Raw genomic sequence first — 18,366 nt, forward strand, 5'->3', positions numbered from 1 at the left:
GGGTGTGGTTGGGTAACATCTGCGCCCACTTTGACCGACGGGGTACAGCATGCGTCGCACTATGGTAGCTGGTAACTGGAAGATGCACGGTACCCGCGCCAGTGTCGCTGAGCTGATCAATGGCCTTCGTCACCTGGCCTTGCCTAGCGGTGTTGATGTTGCGGTTTTCCCGCCTTGCTTGCATATCAATCAAGTGATTGAAGGCTTGAAGGGCAAGTCGATTCAGGTCGGCGCGCAGAACTCTGCGGTGGAGCCCATGCAAGGTGCGTTGACCGGCGAGATATCGCCGAGTCAGCTGGTTGATGCGGGTTGTTCCTATGTGCTTGTCGGGCACTCCGAGCGTCGTCAGATGATGGGCGAGCGTGATGGGACACTCAATCGCAAGTTCGCTGCCGCACAGGCTTGTGGCTTGGTTCCGGTGTTGTGCATAGGGGAGACCCTTGAGCAGCGTGAATCGGGCAAGACTCTTGAAGTTGTCTCGCGTCAGCTGGGCAGCATCATCGAGGAGCTGGGTGTTGGTGCATTTGCAAAGGCGGTAATTGCTTACGAGCCGGTCTGGGCCATTGGCACCGGGCTGACTGCTACGCCGCAACAAGCGCAGGATGTGCACGCAGCCATTCGCGCACAGTTGGCGGCAGAGAATTCTGAAGTTGCACAAGGTGTGCGTCTTCTATACGGCGGCAGCGTGAAGGCGGCCAATGCGGTCGAACTGTTCGGCATGCCGGATATCGATGGGGGGCTCATTGGTGGAGCTTCCCTGAATGCAGATGAGTTCGGTGCGATTTGTCGCGCCGCGGGAAACTGAAAAAATGCTGGAAACAGTCGTAGTCGTTTTTCATCTGTTGGCTGCCCTGGGCGTAGTTGCCCTGGTTTTGTTGCAACAGGGTAAAGGTGCGGATGCTGGTGCGTCTTTCGGTGCAGGTGCTTCAAATACTGTGTTCGGAAGCCAAGGTTCCTCTACCTTTCTTAGTAAGTTTACTGCTATACTTGCCGCAGGTTTCTTCATAACCAGCTTAGGGTTAGGTTACTTTGCTAAAGAGAAAGCTCATGTGCTGACTCAAGTAGGTCTCCCAAATCCGGCAGTGTTGGAAGTACCAAAAGCAAAACCGGCTTCTGATGATGTCCCGGTGCTTCAAGAGCAAAAGTCGGCTACTCCAGCGACTGACGTACCTCCAGCTCAAGAGCAGAAGTAAGAAGGGTTGTAAACGCTGTATTGCCGAGGTGGTGGAATTGGTAGACACGCAACCTTGAGGTGGTTGTGCCCATAGGGTGTAGGGGTTCGAGTCCCCTTCTCGGTACCAATTATCAGGAGAGCCCGCTGTTGCGGGCTTTCTTGTAGGTGGAAGGTTACATTGACCCTGTAAGGGATCGGTCGTATACTTCCGCCCCAGCTTTGTCGCGGGGTGGAGCAGTCTGGTAGCTCGTCGGGCTCATAACCCGAAGGTCGTCGGTTCAAATCCGGCCCCCGCAACCAGTTTTAGCGGAGCCCCTTTTAAGGGGCTTTTTGTTAGCTGGACACTTTCAACGCCGCTGTTCGACGGCGTTTCAAGGATGGGCGTTTCGCCCATTTTTTTATTTTGCACAGCATGCACATACATGCACGAGGGGGTTCAGGTGTCGAGCAAGCTAGAAGAGTTGCAGGCCTTGTTGGCCCCGGTGGTCGTGGCCCTAGGCTATGAATGCTGGGGTATTGAGTTTTCGGCTCAAGGTCGCCACTCAATGTTGCGCGTTTATATCGATAAAGAGGGCGGCGTGCTGGTGGACGATTGTGCCATTGTCAGCCGTCAGCTCAGCGGTGTGCTGGATGTTGAAGATCCGATCTCCGTTGAATACACCCTCGAAGTTTCCTCGCCAGGCATGGAACGCCCACTGTTCACTATTGAGCAGTTTGCAAAATTTGCCGGTGAACAAGTGAAGATCAGGCTGCGATCTCCCTTTGAAGGGCGACGCAACTTTCAGGGCCTTCTGCGCGGTGTAGAAGAGCAGGATGTCGTGGTGCAGGTAGAAGACCATGAGTTCCTGTTGCCGATCGATATGATCGACAAGGCCAACATTATTCCCAGTTTTGACTGAGACGCGGATCCCGCGGATCCAATGGCTTGCGAAAGGCGAGGCGTACGATGAGCAAAGAAGTACTGCTGGTTGTTGAGTCGGTATCCAATGAAAAGGGCGTACCGGCAAACGTGATTTTTGAAGCGCTGGAGCTGGCCCTGGCCACTGCGACCAAAAAGCGTTTTGAAGACGAAGTTGATCTGCGTGTGGAAATCAACCGCCACACCGGTGCCTATGAGACTTTCCGTCGCTGGACGGTCGTCGAAGAGGCCGATCTTGATGATCCGGCCATCGAAACCTGGCCAAGCAAGGTTGCCGAAACGCATCCTGGTGCCAAGGTCGGTGATGTCGTCGAAGAAAAGATCGAATCGATCGAATTCGGCCGTATTGCTGCACAGACCGCCAAGCAGGTCATCGTGCAGAAGGTTCGCGAAGCCGAGCGCGCTCAAGTCGTTGACGCTTATCGCGAGCGCCTGGGTGAAATCATCTCCGGCACCGTGAAAAAAGTGACTCGTGACAACGTGATCGTTGACCTGGGCAACAACGCCGAAGCGTTGCTGGCTCGCGAAGACATCATCTCTCGCGAAACCTTCCGTGTCGGCGTGCGTCTGCGTGCGCTGCTCAAGGAAATCCGCACCGAGAACCGCGGCCCTCAGTTGATCTTGTCGCGTACCGCGCCAGAAATGCTGATCGAGCTGTTCCGTATCGAAGTGCCGGAAATTGCCGAAGGCCTGATCGAAGTCATGGCTGCGTCCCGAGACCCGGGTTCGCGCGCCAAGATCGCGGTCCGTTCCAAGGACAAACGCATCGATCCGCAAGGCGCTTGCATTGGTATGCGCGGTTCGCGTGTCCAGGCAGTGTCGGGCGAATTGGGCGGTGAGCGTGTGGATATCGTTCTGTGGGACGATAACCCGGCGCAGTTCGTGATCAATGCCATGTCGCCGGCTGAAGTGGCGGCAATTATCGTTGACGAAGATGCCCATGCAATGGACATCGCTGTTGGCGCAGACAATCTGGCTCAGGCCATTGGTCGTGGTGGTCAGAACGTGCGTCTGGCGAGCCAACTGACCGGTTGGACCCTGAACGTGATGACCGAATCGGACATCCAGGCTAAGCAGCAAGCTGAAACCGGTGACATCCTGCGCAACTTCATCGAAGAGCTTGAAGTCGATGAAGAACTGGCTCAGGTGCTGGTAGATGAAGGTTTCACCAGCCTGGAAGAGATTGCCTACGTACCGTTGGAAGAAATGCTCAACATCGACGGCTTTGACGAGGACATCGTCAACGAGCTTCGCGCTCGGGCCAAGGATCGTTTGTTGACTAAAGCCATCGCTACTGAGGAAAAGCTGGCAGACGCCCATCCGGCCGAAGACCTGCTCTCGCTTGAGGGTATGGACAAGGATTTGGCGATGGAACTGGCGGTGCGCGGCGTAATTACCCGCGAAGACCTGGCCGAGCAGTCTATTGACGATCTGCTCGACATCGACGGCATTGACGATGATCGTGCCGGCAAGTTGATCATGGCCGCCCGAGCCCATTGGTTCGAGTAATAGGCGCGGCCTGAGGAGAGAAGTGCATGACGCAAGTCACGGTGAAACAACTGGCCGATGAGGTCAAAACACCGGTAGAGCGCCTGTTGCAGCAGATGCGTGAGGCAGGTCTGCCGCACACCGCCGCCGATGAAGGTGTGAGCGACAGTGAGAAGCAGTCTTTGCTGACTCACTTGAAGAGCAGCCACAAGGCGAAAGTGGAAGAACCGCGCAAGATTACATTGCAGCGCAAAACCACCAGCACCTTGCGTGTTGCTGGTAGCAAAAGCATCAGCGTTGAAGTACGCAAGAAGAAAGTCTTCGTACAGCGCAGCCCGGAAGAAATCGAAGCCGAGCGCAAACGCGAGCTGGAAGAACGTCGCGCAGTAGAAAATGCTGCTCGCCAGAAGGCTGAAGAAGAAGCCAAGCGTCGCGCCGAAGAAGAAGCGCGTCGCCAGCCTGCGGCTGTGCAACCTGCTGCCGAAGCGGTTGCCGCACCTAGCGCGCCTGTTGAGGCTGTACGTGAGACCGCTCCGGTTGCCGCTGCACCTGCGCCTGCAGCAGAGCGCAAGCGTGACGAACCTCGTCGTCCGGACAAGCCACGTGCCGACGATAACAATCGTCGCGGTGGCGGCGGCGATGGTGAGCGTAAAAATGCTCCACATCGCGCTTCGGTCAAAGAGAAAGCACCTGCTCCACGCGTTGCCCCGCGCACCACTGACGAAGAAAGCGATGGCTTCCGTCGTGGTGGCCGCGGCAAGGCCAAGCTGAAGAAACGCAACGCCCACGGTTTCCAGAGCCCAACCGGTCCTGTCGTGCGTGAAGTGAAGATCGGCGAGACCATCACTGTGGGCGATCTCGCCCAGCAGATGTCGGTCAAGGCTGCTGAAATCATCAAGTTCATGTTCAAGCTGGGTACTCCGGCCACCATCAACCAGGTACTGGATCAGGAAACTGCCCAGCTGGTTGCTGAAGAGCTGGGCCACAAAGTGACCCTGGTCAGCGACACTGCCCTGGAAGATTCCCTGGCCGAGTCCCTGAAGTTTGAAGGTGAGGCGGTTTCCCGTGCGCCGGTTGTGACCGTAATGGGCCACGTTGACCACGGTAAGACTTCCCTGCTCGACTACATCCGTCGTGCCAAGGTGGCTGCTGGCGAAGCCGGCGGTATCACCCAGCACATCGGTGCGTACCACGTTGAAACCGACCGTGGCATGGTGACCTTCCTCGACACCCCTGGTCACGCCGCGTTTACCGCGATGCGTGCCCGTGGTGCCAAGGCGACCGACATCGTGATCCTGGTGGTTGCAGCCGATGACGGCGTGATGCCACAAACCATCGAGGCTGTTCAGCACGCTCAGGCGGCTGGCGTGCCACTGGTGGTTGCCGTGAACAAAATCGACAAGCCGGGCGCTGATCTCGATCGCATCCGTAGCGAACTGTCGGTTCACGGCGTGACGTCCGAAGAGTGGGGTGGCGACACTCCATTCGTACCAGTCTCCGCGAAGATGGGTACTGGCGTTGACGAACTGCTCGAGGCCGTTCTGTTGCAAGCCGAGGTTCTGGAACTGACCGCTACGCCTTCGGCCCCGGGCCGTGGTGTGGTGGTTGAATCGCGCCTCGACAAGGGCCGTGGCCCGGTTGCCACCGTTCTGGTTCAAGACGGTACCCTGCGCCAAGGCGACATGGTGCTGGTCGGTTCGAACTACGGCCGTGTACGTGCCATGCTCGACGAGAACGGCAAGCCAATCAAGGAAGCCGGCCCGGCTATCCCGGTCGAAATCCTCGGCTTGGACGGTACTCCGGACGCTGGCGACGAGATGAGCGTGGTTGCCGACGAGAAGAAAGCCCGTGAAGTGGCTCTGTTCCGTCAAGGCAAGTTCCGCGAAGTCAAACTGGCTCGCGCTCACGCCGGCAAGCTCGAAAACATCTTCGAGAACATGGGCCAGGAAGAGAAGAAGACGCTTAACATCGTCCTCAAGTCTGACGTACGTGGTTCCCTCGAAGCGTTGAACGGCGCCTTGAACGGCCTGGGTAACGACGAAGTGCAAGTGCGTGTTGTTGGTGGCGGTGTCGGTGGTATCACCGAGTCCGACGCCAACCTGGCACTGGCTTCCAACGCTGTACTGTTCGGCTTCAACGTGCGTGCCGATGCCGGCGCTCGCAAGATCGTCGAGCAGGAAGGCCTGGACATGCGTTACTACAACGTCATCTACGACATCATCGAAGACGTCAAGAAAGCCCTCACCGGCATGCTTGGCAGTGACGTCCGGGAGAACATCCTGGGTATCGCCGAAGTGCGTGATGTGTTCCGCTCGCCTAAATTCGGCGCGGTCGCTGGCTGCATGGTTGTCGAAGGCACCGTATACCGTAACCGTCCGATCCGTGTACTGCGTGAAGACATCGTTATCTTCGAAGGCGAGCTGGAATCCCTGCGCCGCTTCAAGGATGACGCTTCCGAAGTACGTGCCGGCATGGAGTGCGGTATCGGCGTCAAGAGCTACAACGACGTCAAGGTTGGCGACAAGATCGAAGTCTTCGAGAAGGTTCAGGTTGCTCGCAGCCTCTAACTCGCGCACTTCAGGAGCCACGCAGCGTGTGGGCATGCAGATGCCCAACACCGCGTACGGACTCTAAACGCAACGCCCGGTCTGGCTTTTGTCAGGCCGGGCGTTTGCCGCTTTCAGACCCCACGGGTTTCACCGTGTGGCAGTAACAGGTAACAAGACATGGCAAAAGAATACAGCCGTACCCAGCGTATCGGCGATCAGATGCAGCGCGAGCTGGCCCAACTGATCCGTCGCGAAGTCAAAGACCCACGCGTTGGCCTGGTTACCATCACCGCAGTTGAAGTGAGCCGTGACGTCGGGCACGCCAAGATCTTCATCACCGTGATGGGCCAGGACAGCAGCGAAGAAATTGCGCAAAGCATCAAGGTGCTCAACTCCGCCGCAGGGTTCCTGCGCATGCAGTTGGCCCGCGAAATGAAGCTGCGCAGCGTTCCTCAGTTGCACTTCCACTACGACGAAAGCGTCGTGCGTGGTGCGCACCTGTCGGCCCTGATCGAGCGCGCCGTGGCTGAAGACAGCCAGCATTCGTCCACACCTGAAGACGCCAAGGAGTAAGCGGGTGGCTCAGGTCAAACGTATCCGTCGCAACGTCAGCGGCATCATTCTGCTCGACAAGCCCATTGGCTTTACTTCCAATGCCGCGTTGCAGAAGGTCCGCTGGCTGCTCAACGCCGAGAAGGCCGGGCACACCGGCAGCCTCGATCCCCTGGCCACCGGCGTGCTGCCGTTGTGCTTTGGCGAGGCCACCAAGTTCTCGCAATACTTGCTCGACTCCGACAAGGGTTACGAAACCCTGATGCAACTGGGCAAGACCACCACCACGGCCGATGCCGAAGGTGATGTCTTGCAGGTTCGTGACGTGACCGTTGGTCGTGCTGATATCGAGGCCGCTTTACCCGCTTTTCGTGGGGAAATCAGTCAGATACCGCCGATGTACTCGGCGCTCAAGCGTGATGGGCAGCCTCTTTACAAGTTGGCACGTGCCGGTGAAGTAGTGGAGCGCGAACCGCGTTCTGTTACTATTAGCCGCTTGGAATTGCTCGCCTGCGAAGGCGATACCGCTCGTTTGGCGGTGGACTGCAGCAAAGGCACCTATATCCGTACCCTGGTGGAAGATATCGGTGAAAAGCTCGGTTGCGGCGCGTACGTTGCAGAACTGCGACGCACGCAGGCCGGACCTTTCAGCCTGGCGCAGACCGTAACGCTGGAAGAGTTGGAAGCCGTACACGCCGAAGGCGGCAACGAAGCGGTTGATCGCTTCCTCATGCCATCGGACAGCGGTTTGCAGGATTGGCCATTGCTGCACTTTTCGGAGCACAGCGCGTTCTACTGGCTCAACGGCCAGCCGGTACGTGCCCCGGACGCTCCGAAGTTCGGTATGGTGCGGGTACAGGATCATAACGGTCGCTTCATCGGTATCGGTGAAGTGAGCGAAGACGGGCGCATCGCGCCACGTCGACTGATTCGGTCAGAATGACCGGACGAGGGTGGCTGTTAACAGGCACGGTCACTTCTCATTTTTAGATACAGGGATTTGTCCCTGGCCTGTTGAAACTGCCCTTTGGGTGGTTTCCTGAAAAAAAGGATTGCCTCATGGCTCTCGACGTTCAAGAAAAAGCACAAATCGTAGCTGACTATCAGCAAGCTGTTGGTGACACTGGTTCGCCAGAAGTGCAAGTTGCACTGCTGACCCACAACATCAACAAGCTGCAAGGTCACTTCAAGGCCAACGGTAAAGATCACCACTCCCGTCGTGGTCTGATCCGCATGGTAAACCAGCGCCGTAAGCTGCTGGACTACCTGAAAGGCAAGGATCTGGGTCGTTATCAGACTCTGATCGGTCGCCTGGGTCTGCGTCGCTAATCAGCGATTGCGCTAGAGGTTGGTTGTCTGCCGTGTGTCAGTGGGATTCCCGCTGGCCCATGGCAGGCTCCCAGCCTCAAGTTTTATCTGGATACACGTTTTACCCTGGACTAGAGTCGGGCCGATTCCCGGCATTGCCCAAGAATTTCGCAAGAAGACCCGTTCCCCCAAGAGCCACAAAGAAGGTAGGACACCGTGAACCCGGTTATCAAAAAATTCCAGTTCGGTCAGTCGACCGTTACCCTCGAGACAGGCCGTATCGCCCGTCAAGCCTCCGGCGCAGTGCTGGTTACCGTTGACGACGACGTCACCGTATTGGTGACCGTTGTAGGTGCCAAGACCGCTGACCCGAGCAAAGGCTTTTTCCCTCTGTCCGTTCACTACCAGGAAAAGACTTACGCTGCCGGTAAGATTCCTGGCGGTTTCTTCAAGCGTGAAGGCCGTCCTTCCGAGAAAGAAACCCTGACTTCCCGACTGATCGACCGTCCGATTCGTCCGCTGTTCCCAGAAGGCTTCATGAACGAAGTGCAGGTTGTCTGCACCGTCGTTTCCACCAGCAAGAAGACCGATCCGGACATCGCTGCGATGATCGGTACCTCGGCGGCCCTGGCCATCTCCGGCATTCCTTTCGATGGTCCGATCGGCGCTGCTCGCGTTGCATTCCACGAAAGCACCGGCTACCTGCTGAACCCGACTTACGAACAACTGAAAGCTTCGAGCCTGGACATGGTCGTTGCCGGTACTTCGGAAGCCGTGTTGATGGTTGAATCGGAAGCCAAAGAGCTGACCGAAGACCAGATGCTGGGCGCTGTACTGTTTGCCCACGACGAGTTCCAGGCTGTCATCAAGGCCGTCACCGAGCTGGCTGCCGAAGCTGCCAAGCCAACCTGGACCTGGGCTCCACAGGCTGAAGCGACTGAACTGCTGAGCGCTATCCGCTCCGAGTTCGGTGCTGCGATCTCCGATGCCTACACCATCACCGTCAAGGCCGACCGTTACGCTCGCCTGGGCGAACTGAAGGACCAGGTTGTGGCCAAGCTGTCCGGTGAAGAAGGCCAGCCTTCCGCCAGCGACGTCAAAGCTGCATTCGGTGAAATCGAATACCGTACCGTTCGCGAAAACATCGTTAACGGCAAGCCACGTATCGACGGCCGTGACACTCGCACCGTACGTCCGCTGAACATCGAAGTCGGCGTTCTGCCTAAAACCCACGGTTCGGCTCTGTTCACCCGTGGTGAAACCCAGGCCCTGGTAGTCGCGACTCTGGGTACTGCCCGTGACGCACAGCTGCTGGACACCCTGGAAGGCGAGAAAAAAGACCCGTTCATGCTGCACTACAACTTCCCTCCGTTCTCGGTGGGCGAGTGCGGTCGCATGGGTGGTGCTGGTCGTCGCGAAATCGGTCACGGCCGCCTGGCGCGCCGTTCGGTTCAGGCCATGCTGCCTGCTGCTGACGTGTTCCCGTACACCATCCGTGTTGTGTCGGAAATCACTGAATCCAACGGTTCCAGCTCGATGGCTTCCGTTTGCGGTGCTTCCCTGGCATTGATGGACGCTGGTGTGCCGATGAAGGCGCCGGTTGCCGGTATCGCCATGGGCCTGGTCAAAGAAGGCGAGAAGTTCGCCATCCTGACCGACATCCTGGGTGACGAAGACCACCTGGGCGACATGGACTTCAAAGTAGCCGGTACCGCCAAAGGTGTGACCGCGTTGCAGATGGACATCAAGATCAAAGGCATCACCGAAGAGATCATGGAAATCGCCCTGGGCCAAGCCCTGGAAGCGCGCCTGAATATCCTCGGCCAGATGAACCAGATCATTGGTCAGTCGCGTACCGAACTGTCGGAAAACGCTCCGACCATGATCGCGATGAAAATCGACACCGACAAAATCCGTGATGTCATCGGTAAAGGCGGCGCGACTATTCGTGCGATCTGTGAAGAAACCAAGGCTTCGATCGACATCGAAGACGACGGCTCGATCAAGATCTTCGGCGAAACCAAGGAAGCGGCTGAAGCTGCACGTCAGCGCGTTCTGGGCATCACCGCCGAGGCCGAGATCGGCAAGATCTACGTCGGTAAAGTTGAGCGCATCGTCGACTTCGGCGCATTCGTCAACATCCTGCCGGGCAAAGACGGTCTGGTACACATCTCCATGCTGAGCGATGCTCGTGTCGAGAAAGTGACCGACATTCTGAAAGAAGGCCAGGAAGTGGAAGTGCTGGTACTGGACGTGGACAACCGCGGCCGTATCAAGCTGTCCATCAAGGACGTAGCAGCAGCCAAGGCGTCGGGCGTTTAACCACCCAGCCTTAGCGCTAAGCTGAAAAAAGGACTCTCAGGAGTCCTTTTTTTATGCGCGTGGGAAAAGGTCAGGAAATCAGGCGCTTAGTAAATCCTGAAACCCGCAACTTGCATGCAGGCCTGAGTGACTTCATGCAAGTTGCACGATTTCGAAAAAATCCTGATTTCATAAGTTATTGTTTTATAAAGAATTAATCTGGAATCAAGAATTGGCATACTGCCTGCAATATCCCTGTTAACACTGCAGCATCAAGGTCTATGCGCTGCAGACTTTCAATAAAACAGGAGTTACTCGTATGAAGAAGTTCGCTCTCGCTACTGCTACCGCTCTGACCCTGGCCATGGGTGCTAACGTAGCCTTTGCTCAGACTTCCCAAGCCCCTATGACTTTGGCGGCCGGTGAAATGACCAAGGCTAAAGAGTCTACTTCGGACACCTGGATCACCACCAAAGTGAAAGCTGATCTGCTGACCGAGAAAGGTATTCCTGGTTCGGATATCAAGGTTGAAACCAACAAAGGCGTGGTTTCCCTGTCCTCCGAAGTCGCTATCTCGGACTCGCAGAAAGCGACCGCTGTAGCCATTACCAAGAAAATCAAAGGTGTAACCGCTGTTTCTGCTGATGGCCTGCTGGCAGGCGGCGCAGTTAAAGCTGACAACATCGACAAAGCCAAGACCAGCACCTCGGATACCTGGATTACTACCAAAGTTAAATCCGACCTGGTTACCGAAAAAGGTATTCCTGGTACCGACATCAAAGTCGAAACCAACCACGGCGTAGTATCGCTGTCGTCCACTGCCGCTCTGACCCAAGCGCAGAAAGAGACTGCAGTAGCGATTACCAAGAAAATCAAAGGCGTTAAATCTGTATCGGCTGATGGTCTTACCGTTCAGTAACGCTTCATGAATCGTCTGAACTAGGCGGCGGCGGCGCGTGAGTTAGATATCCACTCAATGCACCTCCGAGGTTCATGCGACCGACCACACGGATGTGGTCATTACAGGCCCCGGCACTTGTGTCGGGGCCTGTTCTATTTGGGCAGATTATTCGGCATCCAGATGCATCGGCGTCACTACGCGGCCGTCTTTCTCGGCCTGCCCCAGGTTGGCATCAATGAAATACACCCGGTCATCTTCCAGTTTCGCTTTATCCACCAGATAGTCCTTGATGGTGCTGGCCCTGTCCTGCCCCAGTTGGCGCAGCAGCACATCACTGGCGCTCCAGAACTTGATCACGCCGTCTTTGAGCTTGGCAGTACGCTCATCGCTGCTCAGGTCTTTCCATTCGGCTGGTGGTTGTTGTTTCAGGCGCGTGCGGTAGATGCCTTCCAGCAAAGGCGCTTTTTCCTTCTCCGGTACAACCAGCAACGAGGCTTGGGCCGGGACTTTGTCGCCACGGCGTTGCAGCATCTTGTAGTAGTTGTATTGGTATTCACGCTCCAGACGCTCGGCGGCAAGGAACGGGCCGTCGCTGCTGGCCGCTGCCGTGCCTTCGATTTCCAGGCGCAGGCTAGGGCGCTCTTTGAGTGCCTTGGCCAACGTGTTCAGGGCGCCTTCTGCATCTTTGCTCAACTCACTGGAACCTGCGGCAAAGGACACACTGCCGAGGTCTTCCGAGCCGCTGCCGGTGATCAGCCCACCAATGAATTTGAATGGTGCTGTTGCCGCGCGTACCACCAGGTTGCGCAGGGTCTGCCACACAATCGGCATTACGCTGAATTGCGGGTTGTTCAAATCACCGCTCACCGGCAGTTCGATAGAGATTTTGCCGTCGCTGTCTTTGAGCAACGCGATCGCCAGGCGAATCGGCAAATCCACGGCGTCGGCACTGTCGACTTTCTCGCCCAGTTGCAGCTGTTCAACCACCACTTTGTTTTCGGCCTTCAATTGGCCTTTGGTAATCACATAGTGCAGGTCCAGGTTCAGGCGACCCTTACGGATGCGGAAACCGGCGAACTTGCCTGAGTAGGGCGTCAATGTCGTCAGTTCGACCCGTTTGAAGCTGGTGGCGATATCCAATGCCGCCATGGGATCAAACGGGTTCACGCTGCCTTTGATGGTCACAGGTGCGTAGCGGTCGACCTTGCCGTTGATGTCGACACTGGCCGGTTTGGCCTGGCGACTGTCGATGGTGCCGATCTGCCCGTTGAGCTGTTGAATGGCCGTGGCGAAATTGGGTGTGAGGCTGAAGTCGGCAAAGTTGGCCGAGCCATCGTTGATCGCAATTTGCCCGATATGAATGCCCAACGGCTTCTCGTTGCTTGCTGCAGGCTTGGCACCAGACTTGGCGCCGCTGTCGGCCGGTTGTGGTATCAGCAGGTCGTCGATGTTGGTGGTACGGTCATCGTTGATCATGAAGCGTGCATACGGCTGCAGCAGGTTGACCTTGTCGATTGAAAGGCTCTCGCCGTGCTGATAGTTCACGCCTTCCAGTATCAGGCGCTGCCATTTGACGAAGTCGCGGGTCTTGAGGGTGTCCAGCGTATGCAACTGGTCGACTTGCGCGCGACCGGTAACTTGCAACGCCAGCGGTGCGGTGCTTTTGAGGTTTACATCCAGGTTGCTGCCCAGCATGCCGCTGCGCAGTTCCAAACGAATGAATGGGCTGATATAGGCCTGGGCGACCCGCAGGTCGATGTCCTGGGTATTCACTTTCAGCTTGGCGCTGACCGGGTTGAGGTTGACCTCGCCGGTTGCCTGGATCTTGCCTTGCTTGCCCAGGCCGCTGTCGACCTTCAGGGTAAAGGGACTCTGGTTGAGGCTGTCGAAGTTCTGCATGTCGACGTTCAACGGGCCCAGCTCCAGCGCTACCGCAGGCTTGGCCGCGCGGTCAGCCAGGTGCACCTGGTAATTACGCAGTTGCACGTCCTTGAGCAGCACTTGCCAGGGTTTGCTTGGGGCTGCGGGTTCAGCTTTTGGCGAGTCGGCAGTGGCCGGCGCGGCTGCCGGCTCCGGGGCCTTGGCCGGTTTGCTCGGTTGGCTGGCGAACAGTTTCTGCCAGTCCAATTGCCCGTCAGCCTCGCGGGCCGCCCAGGTTTCCAGCTTGTTACTGCGGATCTTGCCAACCACCACTTGCTGCTTGGCCAGGTCTACCGTGGTCTCGCTGACGTCCAGGCGCTCCAGGCGTGCCAATGGGCGTCCGTCCGGGGCCTTGATTGCAAAGGGCGCGATGCTGGCCGCGGTATTGGTCAGTTTCAGTTCGGTTTCCTTGGCCAGGCTGAACGTGTACTCGGTGCTGAAGTTCAGCACGCCGTCTTCCAGCACCAGCGGCAAGGCGTCACGGACATAGGGCCACCAGGCTTTCATCTTGCCATCGGTGACTTTCAGCGTGCCCTCGGACGTGATCGGTACCAGGCTGAAATTACCTTTCCAGTCGATCTGCCCGCCTTGAGGCCCTGCGGCCACCAAGGTCATGTCCGCGTTGTCTTCGGGCAAGGTGCTGAGGTTTTTCAGCTCGAAGTCGAGTTTGTCGTAGAGAAACTCGATGGCCTCGCTGGGGCGCAGGTCTTGGAAGTGCACATAACCGCTCGCCAGCTTGATGCTGTCGATGCGCAAAGGGAATGGTTTGGCGTTCGGGTCGGCTGGAGTGGGTTCGCTCGGCGGCAGTTTGAACAACTGCGCGAGGTTCAGTTGGCCGGACTTGTCGAACAGCAACTCGGTCTTGGGCTTGTCCAACTGGACATCGGCCAGGTGCAGGGCGCGAGTCCAGAGACTGTCGATCTGCAGGTTGGCGTAAAGGCGTTCGAAACCGACCTGTTCCTTGCCCGGTTCGCCGATCTGCAGGCCCCATGCCGTGACTTCCAGGCTGAACGGGTTGAGTTCGAGACGCTCGAGGCGTGCCGGCACCGTGGCGTAATTGGCCAGCTGTTGATTGGCGATCCGAAGGGCGATGCCCGGCAAAATCAGGAAGCCCAGCAAGCTGTACAGAGCAAGAGCAGTCAACACGGCGCCGATGGCGCGAATCAATCCTTTGGGCATGGGTGGCGGCATCTATATCGAACGAGAGTGCCTTGGAGTATGGCACGGGATTTCGGTTCCGAAGAACCGGGGCTATTGGGATAAGGCCTACAGTTGCAGGATCAGGGTCTTCAGCGGTGGCTGTTGGTCCTGTGAGGGAAAATCCGCCCCCGGTGTCATGATCTGCCAGTCGCGTACCGGGCGGCCGGCTTTTTCGGCGCAGCGCAGCACCTGCTCGCGCCAATCGTCCATGCTGACTTTTGCCAGGTTATTGCAGCAGATCAGCACGCCGTTGTCGGCGGTGGCCAGCAGTGCAGGCTTGAGCAGGCTTTGATAGTCGCGCAACAGGTCGACGGTGCCGAAGGCGCTCTTGGCCCAGGCCGGTGGGTCGAGCAATACCAGGTCATATTGGCGCGGCTCAAGGCGTGGATAACTCGGCAGTTTTTGCCCACGCCGCTGGGTAATCGGCAAACCCGCCAGTTGGCGGATGGCCGGGAAGTAATCGGACTGCACGAACTGCATGCTCGGCAGCTGCGGGTTCAGCAGGCCGTTTTCACGACCGACTGCCAGGTTGCCCTCGGCGAAGTCCAGGTTGCACACCTCGCGTGCGCCACCGGCGGCGGCGCTCAAGCCCACGCCGCAGGTGTAGGCGAACAGGTTCAGCACGCTCTTGCCGGCGCTGTGGTCCTTGACCCAGCCGCGGGTATTGCGCAAGTCGAGGAACAGCAGCGGGTCTTGCCCGGCATGGCGCCCGCGCACGCGGTAGTTGAGGCCCCACTCATGGCCGACCAGGTCTTCCAGTGCCGCAGGTTCGGCGCGATACACGGTGTCTTCGCGGTCGATCCGTGAATTGCCCCGGGAGCGGTCGTTGTACACCAGCAGCAATTCCAACCCCATGAACTGATTGATCAGTTGATGCATGTCCAGCAACTCGGCCGTTTCCAACGGCTGGTGAAAACTCTGCACCAGCAATTGCGGGCCATAGCGGTCGATGGTCAGGCCGCCGGCGCCTTCCTGGCTGCCGTGGAACAACCGGTAGCAGTCAGTGCCTTGGGCGTGCAGCTCATGGATCAGGTCTTGGCGTTGATCGAGGGCGGCGCGCAGCGCCTGATTCAGGGAATACATGGAACGCGCCTTGCGTGCTGGGTCAATGGGGGTAAAGGTGGGCGCGGAGTTTAACAGCTATAGGCGCCGGCCTACATCAGCCCCATCCGTCGATGGGCGCGTTGCACCGAACCATTGCGCATTGCCCAACGCAGCAGCGGCGCGCTGCGCTTGACCCCCGCGCGGATCATCTGACGCTGCAGCGGGCTCTGGTGTTGTTCAAGCAGGGTACTGGCCCAGTCCGGTAGCAGGTCGATCCCGGCTTGCATCATCAGGCTGCCGAAGGGTTTGGCCAGGGTGCTTGGGGCGGGAGCATTGAGCAGCAGGCGCAGCACTTCACGGCTGCGTTCGTCGCACAGCAACTGCGGACGTATGCGTGCCAGATAATCTGAAACGTCCTGCCGTGAACGCGGCACATGCCTGGCGCCCAGCCGTTCGGCGACCAAGGCGATTTCGCTGTAGTAACGATCCTGATCACGCCCCGACAGATGCGGGTTGCAATAACGCAGGTGCGCGGCCAGGAAGTTGCTGACCTCAGCCACATGCACCCAGGTCAACAGCTCCGGGTCGCTGGCCGCATAGGGCCGCCCGTCCGGGGCATGCCCGACCACTTGCAGGTGAATGGTGCGGACTTTTTCGATCAGCCATTCGGCATCTTTACGCGAGCCGAAGGTGGTGCCGGAAATAAACTGCGAGGTCCGGCGCAGGCGCCCGAGCATGTCCTGGCGGAAATTCGAGTGGTCCCACACGCCGGCCAGCGCCAGGGGATGCAAGGCTTGCAGCATCAATGCACTGATGCCGCCGATGAGCATGCTGCTGAAGTCGCCATGCACTTGCCAGCTCACCGAGTTCGGCCCGAACAGGCCCGGATCGCCCTTGGGGTTTTCCAGGTCCAGCTGGCCCAGTGACAGGCCGGTCAGGCTCATCAGTTGGGATTCGATGCGGCTGCGGATAAATTCCATGGCGACTCGGGGTTTCCTATCGGTTCAGGCGTTTGTCGATCAGGCCGTCCACGACGCTGGGGTCGGCCAGGGTCGAGGTATCACCGAGGCTGTCCAGTTCGTTGCAGGCGATCTTGCGCAATATGCGTCGCATGATCTTGCCCGAGCGGGTTTTCGGCAAGGCCGGCGCCCATTGGATCAGTTCCGGCTTGGCAAAGCTGCCGATTTCCTGGCTTACCAGGTCCAGCAGGTGTTGCTTCAAGGCGTCGCTGGGTTCCACGCCATTCATCGGCGTAACGAACGCGTAGATGCCCTGGCCTTTGACATCATGGGGGTAGCCCACCACTGCGGCCTCGGCCACCTGGTCATGCAGCACCAGGGCGCTTTCCACCTCGGCGGTACCGATACGATGCCCGGAGACATTGATCACGTCATCGATGCGTCCAGTGATCCAATAGTCGCCATCTTCATCGCGGCGTGCGCCGTCGCCGGTGAAGTAGTAGCCGGGGTAAGGTTTGAAATAGGTGTCGATCATGCGCTGCGGGTCGCCGTAGACGCTGCGGATCTGCCCCGGCCAGCTGGCTTTGATCGCGAGAATGCCGCTGCCGGCGCCGCTGAGTTCCTTGCCGTGCTCGTCCAGCAGCACGGGGTGTACGCCAAACATTGGCCGGGTCGCACAGCCGGGTTTGATGCGCTGAGCGCTGACCAGTGGGCTGAGCATGATGCCGCCGGTTTCTGTCTGCCACCAGGTATCCACAATCGGGCAGCGCTGCTCGCCCACCGCGTTGAAATACCAATCCCAGGCTTCCGGGTTGATCGGCTCGCCGACGCTGCCCAGCAGGCGCAGGCTGGCGCGTGAGGTGTGCTCCAGCGGGCCGTGGCCTTCACGCATCAGGGCGCGCAGCGCGGTGGGAGCGGTATAGAAGATATTGACCTGGTGTTTGTCGATCACCTGCCAGAAGCGCGAACTGTCGGGGTAGCTCGGCACGCCTTCGAACATCAGCGAGGTGGCGCCGTTGGCCAGCGGACCGTACACGATGTAACTGTGCCCGGTGACCCAACCCACGTCGGCCGTGCACCAGAACACTTCGCCGTCGCGGTAATCGAGCACGTATTTGAAGGTCATCGCCGCCTGCAGCAGGTAGCCTCCGGTGGTGTGCAGGACGCCCTTGGGTTTGCCGGTGCTGCCGGAGGTGTAGAGGATGAACAATGGGTCTTCGGCATCCATCGGCTCGGGCGGGCAGTGCTCGCTGGCGGTATCCAGGGCTTGCTGGTACGCAAGGTCACGGCCTTCGCTCCAGTTCACGGCAGCGCCCGTGCGTTGTACCACCAGCACCGTGCTGACGTTCGGGCAACTGGCCAGGGCTTTGTCGACATTCTTCTTCAGTGCGATCGGCTTGCCGCCGCGTACGCCTTCATCGGCGGTTATCACGGTGCGGCAGTCGGCGTCGAGAATGCGGTCGCGCAGGGCATCCGGCGAGAACCCGCCAAACACGACCGAGTGCACGGCCCCGATTCGCGTGCAGGCCAGCATGGCGTAGGCGGCCTCGGGAATCATCGGCATGTAGATGCACACCCGGTCGCCTTTCTTCACGCCACGGCTTTTCAGTACGTTGGCCAGGCGGCTGACCTTCTGGTGGAGTTGGCGGTAGGTAATGCTGCAAGCATGGGCAGGATCATCGCCTTCCCAGATGAAGGCCGGTTGATCGGCACGTTGTGCCAGGTGACGGTCGATACAGTTGTAACTGACGTTCAGTTGGCCGCCGGCGAACCATTGGGCGGCGCCGCTGCGGATATCGGCGCTGTGCACGGTATGCCAGGGGGTGATCCAGTCGAGAAAGCCCTTGGCTTGTTCAGCCCAGAAGGCATCGGGTTGCTCGATGGATTGACGATAGAGGCGCTGGTAGTCCTCTTGACTGAGTTGCGCAGCCCGGCGGACGGCATCGGCGTGGGGATACTGGCTGATATCGAACATGAGCGCTCCTTATTCTTGTTTTGCGACAAGTCATAAAGATGCACCCTGTGGGGGGAGGGTTCAAGGCCAACGTCCA

At 58.4% G+C, this 18,366-nt stretch carries 14 protein-coding genes and 2 tRNA genes; 12 read left to right on the forward strand and 4 right to left on the reverse strand.

Annotated features, from left to right (window positions below; all coding sequences use genetic code 11):
• Positions 1-49: 49 nt before the first annotated feature.
• The 12 genes from tpiA to C9383_RS19355 all read left to right on the forward strand — a co-directional run bounded on the left by tpiA (position 50) and on the right by C9383_RS19355 (position 11,210).
• On the forward strand, positions 50-805 hold the full coding sequence (tpiA, locus tag C9383_RS19300; protein WP_090365788.1) for a triose-phosphate isomerase: 756 nt from the start codon (positions 50-52) through the stop codon (positions 803-805).
• 4 nt (positions 806-809) lie between these two features.
• The gene (secG, locus tag C9383_RS19305) at positions 810-1,193 is read left to right on the forward strand and encodes a preprotein translocase subunit SecG (protein WP_010206600.1); all 384 of its coding nucleotides are present in this window, start codon (positions 810-812) and stop codon (positions 1,191-1,193) included.
• 22 nt (positions 1,194-1,215) lie between these two features.
• Positions 1,216-1,301: transfer RNA gene (locus C9383_RS19310), tRNA-Leu, on the forward strand.
• Between the two features lie 96 nt (positions 1,302-1,397).
• Positions 1,398-1,474: transfer RNA gene (locus C9383_RS19315), tRNA-Met, on the forward strand.
• A gap of 140 nt (positions 1,475-1,614) precedes the next feature.
• Positions 1,615-2,073, forward strand: coding sequence for a ribosome maturation factor RimP (gene rimP / locus C9383_RS19320; RefSeq protein ID WP_060752349.1), 459 nt, complete (start codon positions 1,615-1,617; stop codon positions 2,071-2,073).
• 47 nt (positions 2,074-2,120) lie between these two features.
• Complete coding sequence (gene nusA / locus C9383_RS19325; RefSeq protein ID WP_056854968.1) at positions 2,121-3,602, forward strand: transcription termination factor NusA; 1,482 nt, start codon at positions 2,121-2,123, stop codon at positions 3,600-3,602.
• 26 nt (positions 3,603-3,628) lie between these two features.
• Complete coding sequence (gene infB, locus C9383_RS19330) at positions 3,629-6,148, forward strand: translation initiation factor IF-2 (RefSeq protein ID WP_090365789.1); 2,520 nt, start codon at positions 3,629-3,631, stop codon at positions 6,146-6,148.
• Positions 6,149-6,307: 159 nt separating this feature from the next.
• On the forward strand, positions 6,308-6,703 hold the full coding sequence (gene rbfA / locus C9383_RS19335) for a 30S ribosome-binding factor RbfA (protein WP_060752261.1): 396 nt from the start codon (positions 6,308-6,310) through the stop codon (positions 6,701-6,703).
• A 4-nt stretch (positions 6,704-6,707) separates the two neighbouring features.
• Positions 6,708-7,625, forward strand: coding sequence for a tRNA pseudouridine(55) synthase TruB (truB, locus tag C9383_RS19340; RefSeq protein WP_060752260.1), 918 nt, complete (start codon positions 6,708-6,710; stop codon positions 7,623-7,625).
• 116 nt (positions 7,626-7,741) lie between these two features.
• On the forward strand, positions 7,742-8,011 hold the full coding sequence (gene rpsO / locus C9383_RS19345) for a 30S ribosomal protein S15 (RefSeq protein ID WP_003177875.1): 270 nt from the start codon (positions 7,742-7,744) through the stop codon (positions 8,009-8,011).
• A 195-nt stretch (positions 8,012-8,206) separates the two neighbouring features.
• On the forward strand, positions 8,207-10,312 hold the full coding sequence (gene pnp / locus C9383_RS19350; RefSeq protein WP_060752259.1) for a polyribonucleotide nucleotidyltransferase: 2,106 nt from the start codon (positions 8,207-8,209) through the stop codon (positions 10,310-10,312).
• Positions 10,313-10,610: 298 nt separating this feature from the next.
• Entirely contained in the window at positions 10,611-11,210 is a 600-nt protein-coding gene (locus tag C9383_RS19355; protein WP_060752258.1) for a BON domain-containing protein, read from the forward strand.
• A 147-nt stretch (positions 11,211-11,357) separates the two neighbouring features.
• Here the strand turns inward: C9383_RS19355 and C9383_RS19360 are convergent, their stop codons facing one another.
• The 4 genes from C9383_RS19360 to acs all read right to left on the reverse strand — a co-directional run bounded on the left by C9383_RS19360 (position 11,358) and on the right by acs (position 18,290).
• Complete coding sequence (locus C9383_RS19360) at positions 11,358-14,291, reverse strand: DUF748 domain-containing protein (protein ID WP_090365791.1); 2,934 nt, start codon at positions 14,289-14,291, stop codon at positions 11,358-11,360.
• Positions 14,292-14,378: 87 nt separating this feature from the next.
• Positions 14,379-15,395, reverse strand: coding sequence for a class I SAM-dependent rRNA methyltransferase (locus C9383_RS19365; RefSeq protein WP_090365792.1), 1,017 nt, complete (start codon positions 15,393-15,395; stop codon positions 14,379-14,381).
• Between the two features lie 71 nt (positions 15,396-15,466).
• A complete protein-coding gene (locus C9383_RS19370) occupies positions 15,467-16,336 on the reverse strand; it encodes an oxygenase MpaB family protein (RefSeq protein ID WP_090365794.1) in 870 nt (289 codons plus the stop codon).
• A gap of 16 nt (positions 16,337-16,352) precedes the next feature.
• Positions 16,353-18,290 (reverse strand): acetate--CoA ligase, encoded by a 1,938-nt coding sequence (acs, locus tag C9383_RS19375; protein ID WP_090365796.1) that lies wholly within the window; start codon positions 18,288-18,290, stop codon positions 16,353-16,355.
• Positions 18,291-18,366 lie beyond the last annotated feature (76 nt).

The organism is Pseudomonas palleroniana (genome assembly GCF_003031675.1).
In the GTDB taxonomy this organism is placed as follows: Bacteria; Pseudomonadota; Gammaproteobacteria; order Pseudomonadales; family Pseudomonadaceae; genus Aquipseudomonas; species Aquipseudomonas palleroniana.

Coding starts and splice junctions, on each gene's coding strand:
- tpiA (WP_090365788.1), top strand. CDS start 50: ATGCGTCGCACTATGGTAGCTGGTAACTGGAAGATGCACGGTACCCGC.
- secG (WP_010206600.1), top strand. CDS start 810: ATGCTGGAAACAGTCGTAGTCGTTTTTCATCTGTTGGCTGCCCTGGGC.
- nusA (WP_056854968.1), top strand. CDS start 2,121: ATGAGCAAAGAAGTACTGCTGGTTGTTGAGTCGGTATCCAATGAAAAG.
- infB (WP_090365789.1), top strand. CDS start 3,629: ATGACGCAAGTCACGGTGAAACAACTGGCCGATGAGGTCAAAACACCG.
- rbfA (WP_060752261.1), top strand. CDS start 6,308: ATGGCAAAAGAATACAGCCGTACCCAGCGTATCGGCGATCAGATGCAG.
- rpsO (WP_003177875.1), top strand. CDS start 7,742: ATGGCTCTCGACGTTCAAGAAAAAGCACAAATCGTAGCTGACTATCAG.
- C9383_RS19355 (WP_060752258.1), top strand. CDS start 10,611: ATGAAGAAGTTCGCTCTCGCTACTGCTACCGCTCTGACCCTGGCCATG.
- C9383_RS19360 (WP_090365791.1), bottom strand. CDS start 14,291: ATGCCCAAAGGATTGATTCGCGCCATCGGCGCCGTGTTGACTGCTCTT.
- C9383_RS19365 (WP_090365792.1), bottom strand. CDS start 15,395: ATGTATTCCCTGAATCAGGCGCTGCGCGCCGCCCTCGATCAACGCCAA.
- C9383_RS19370 (WP_090365794.1), bottom strand. CDS start 16,336: ATGGAATTTATCCGCAGCCGCATCGAATCCCAACTGATGAGCCTGACC.
- acs (WP_090365796.1), bottom strand. CDS start 18,290: ATGTTCGATATCAGCCAGTATCCCCACGCCGATGCCGTCCGCCGGGCT.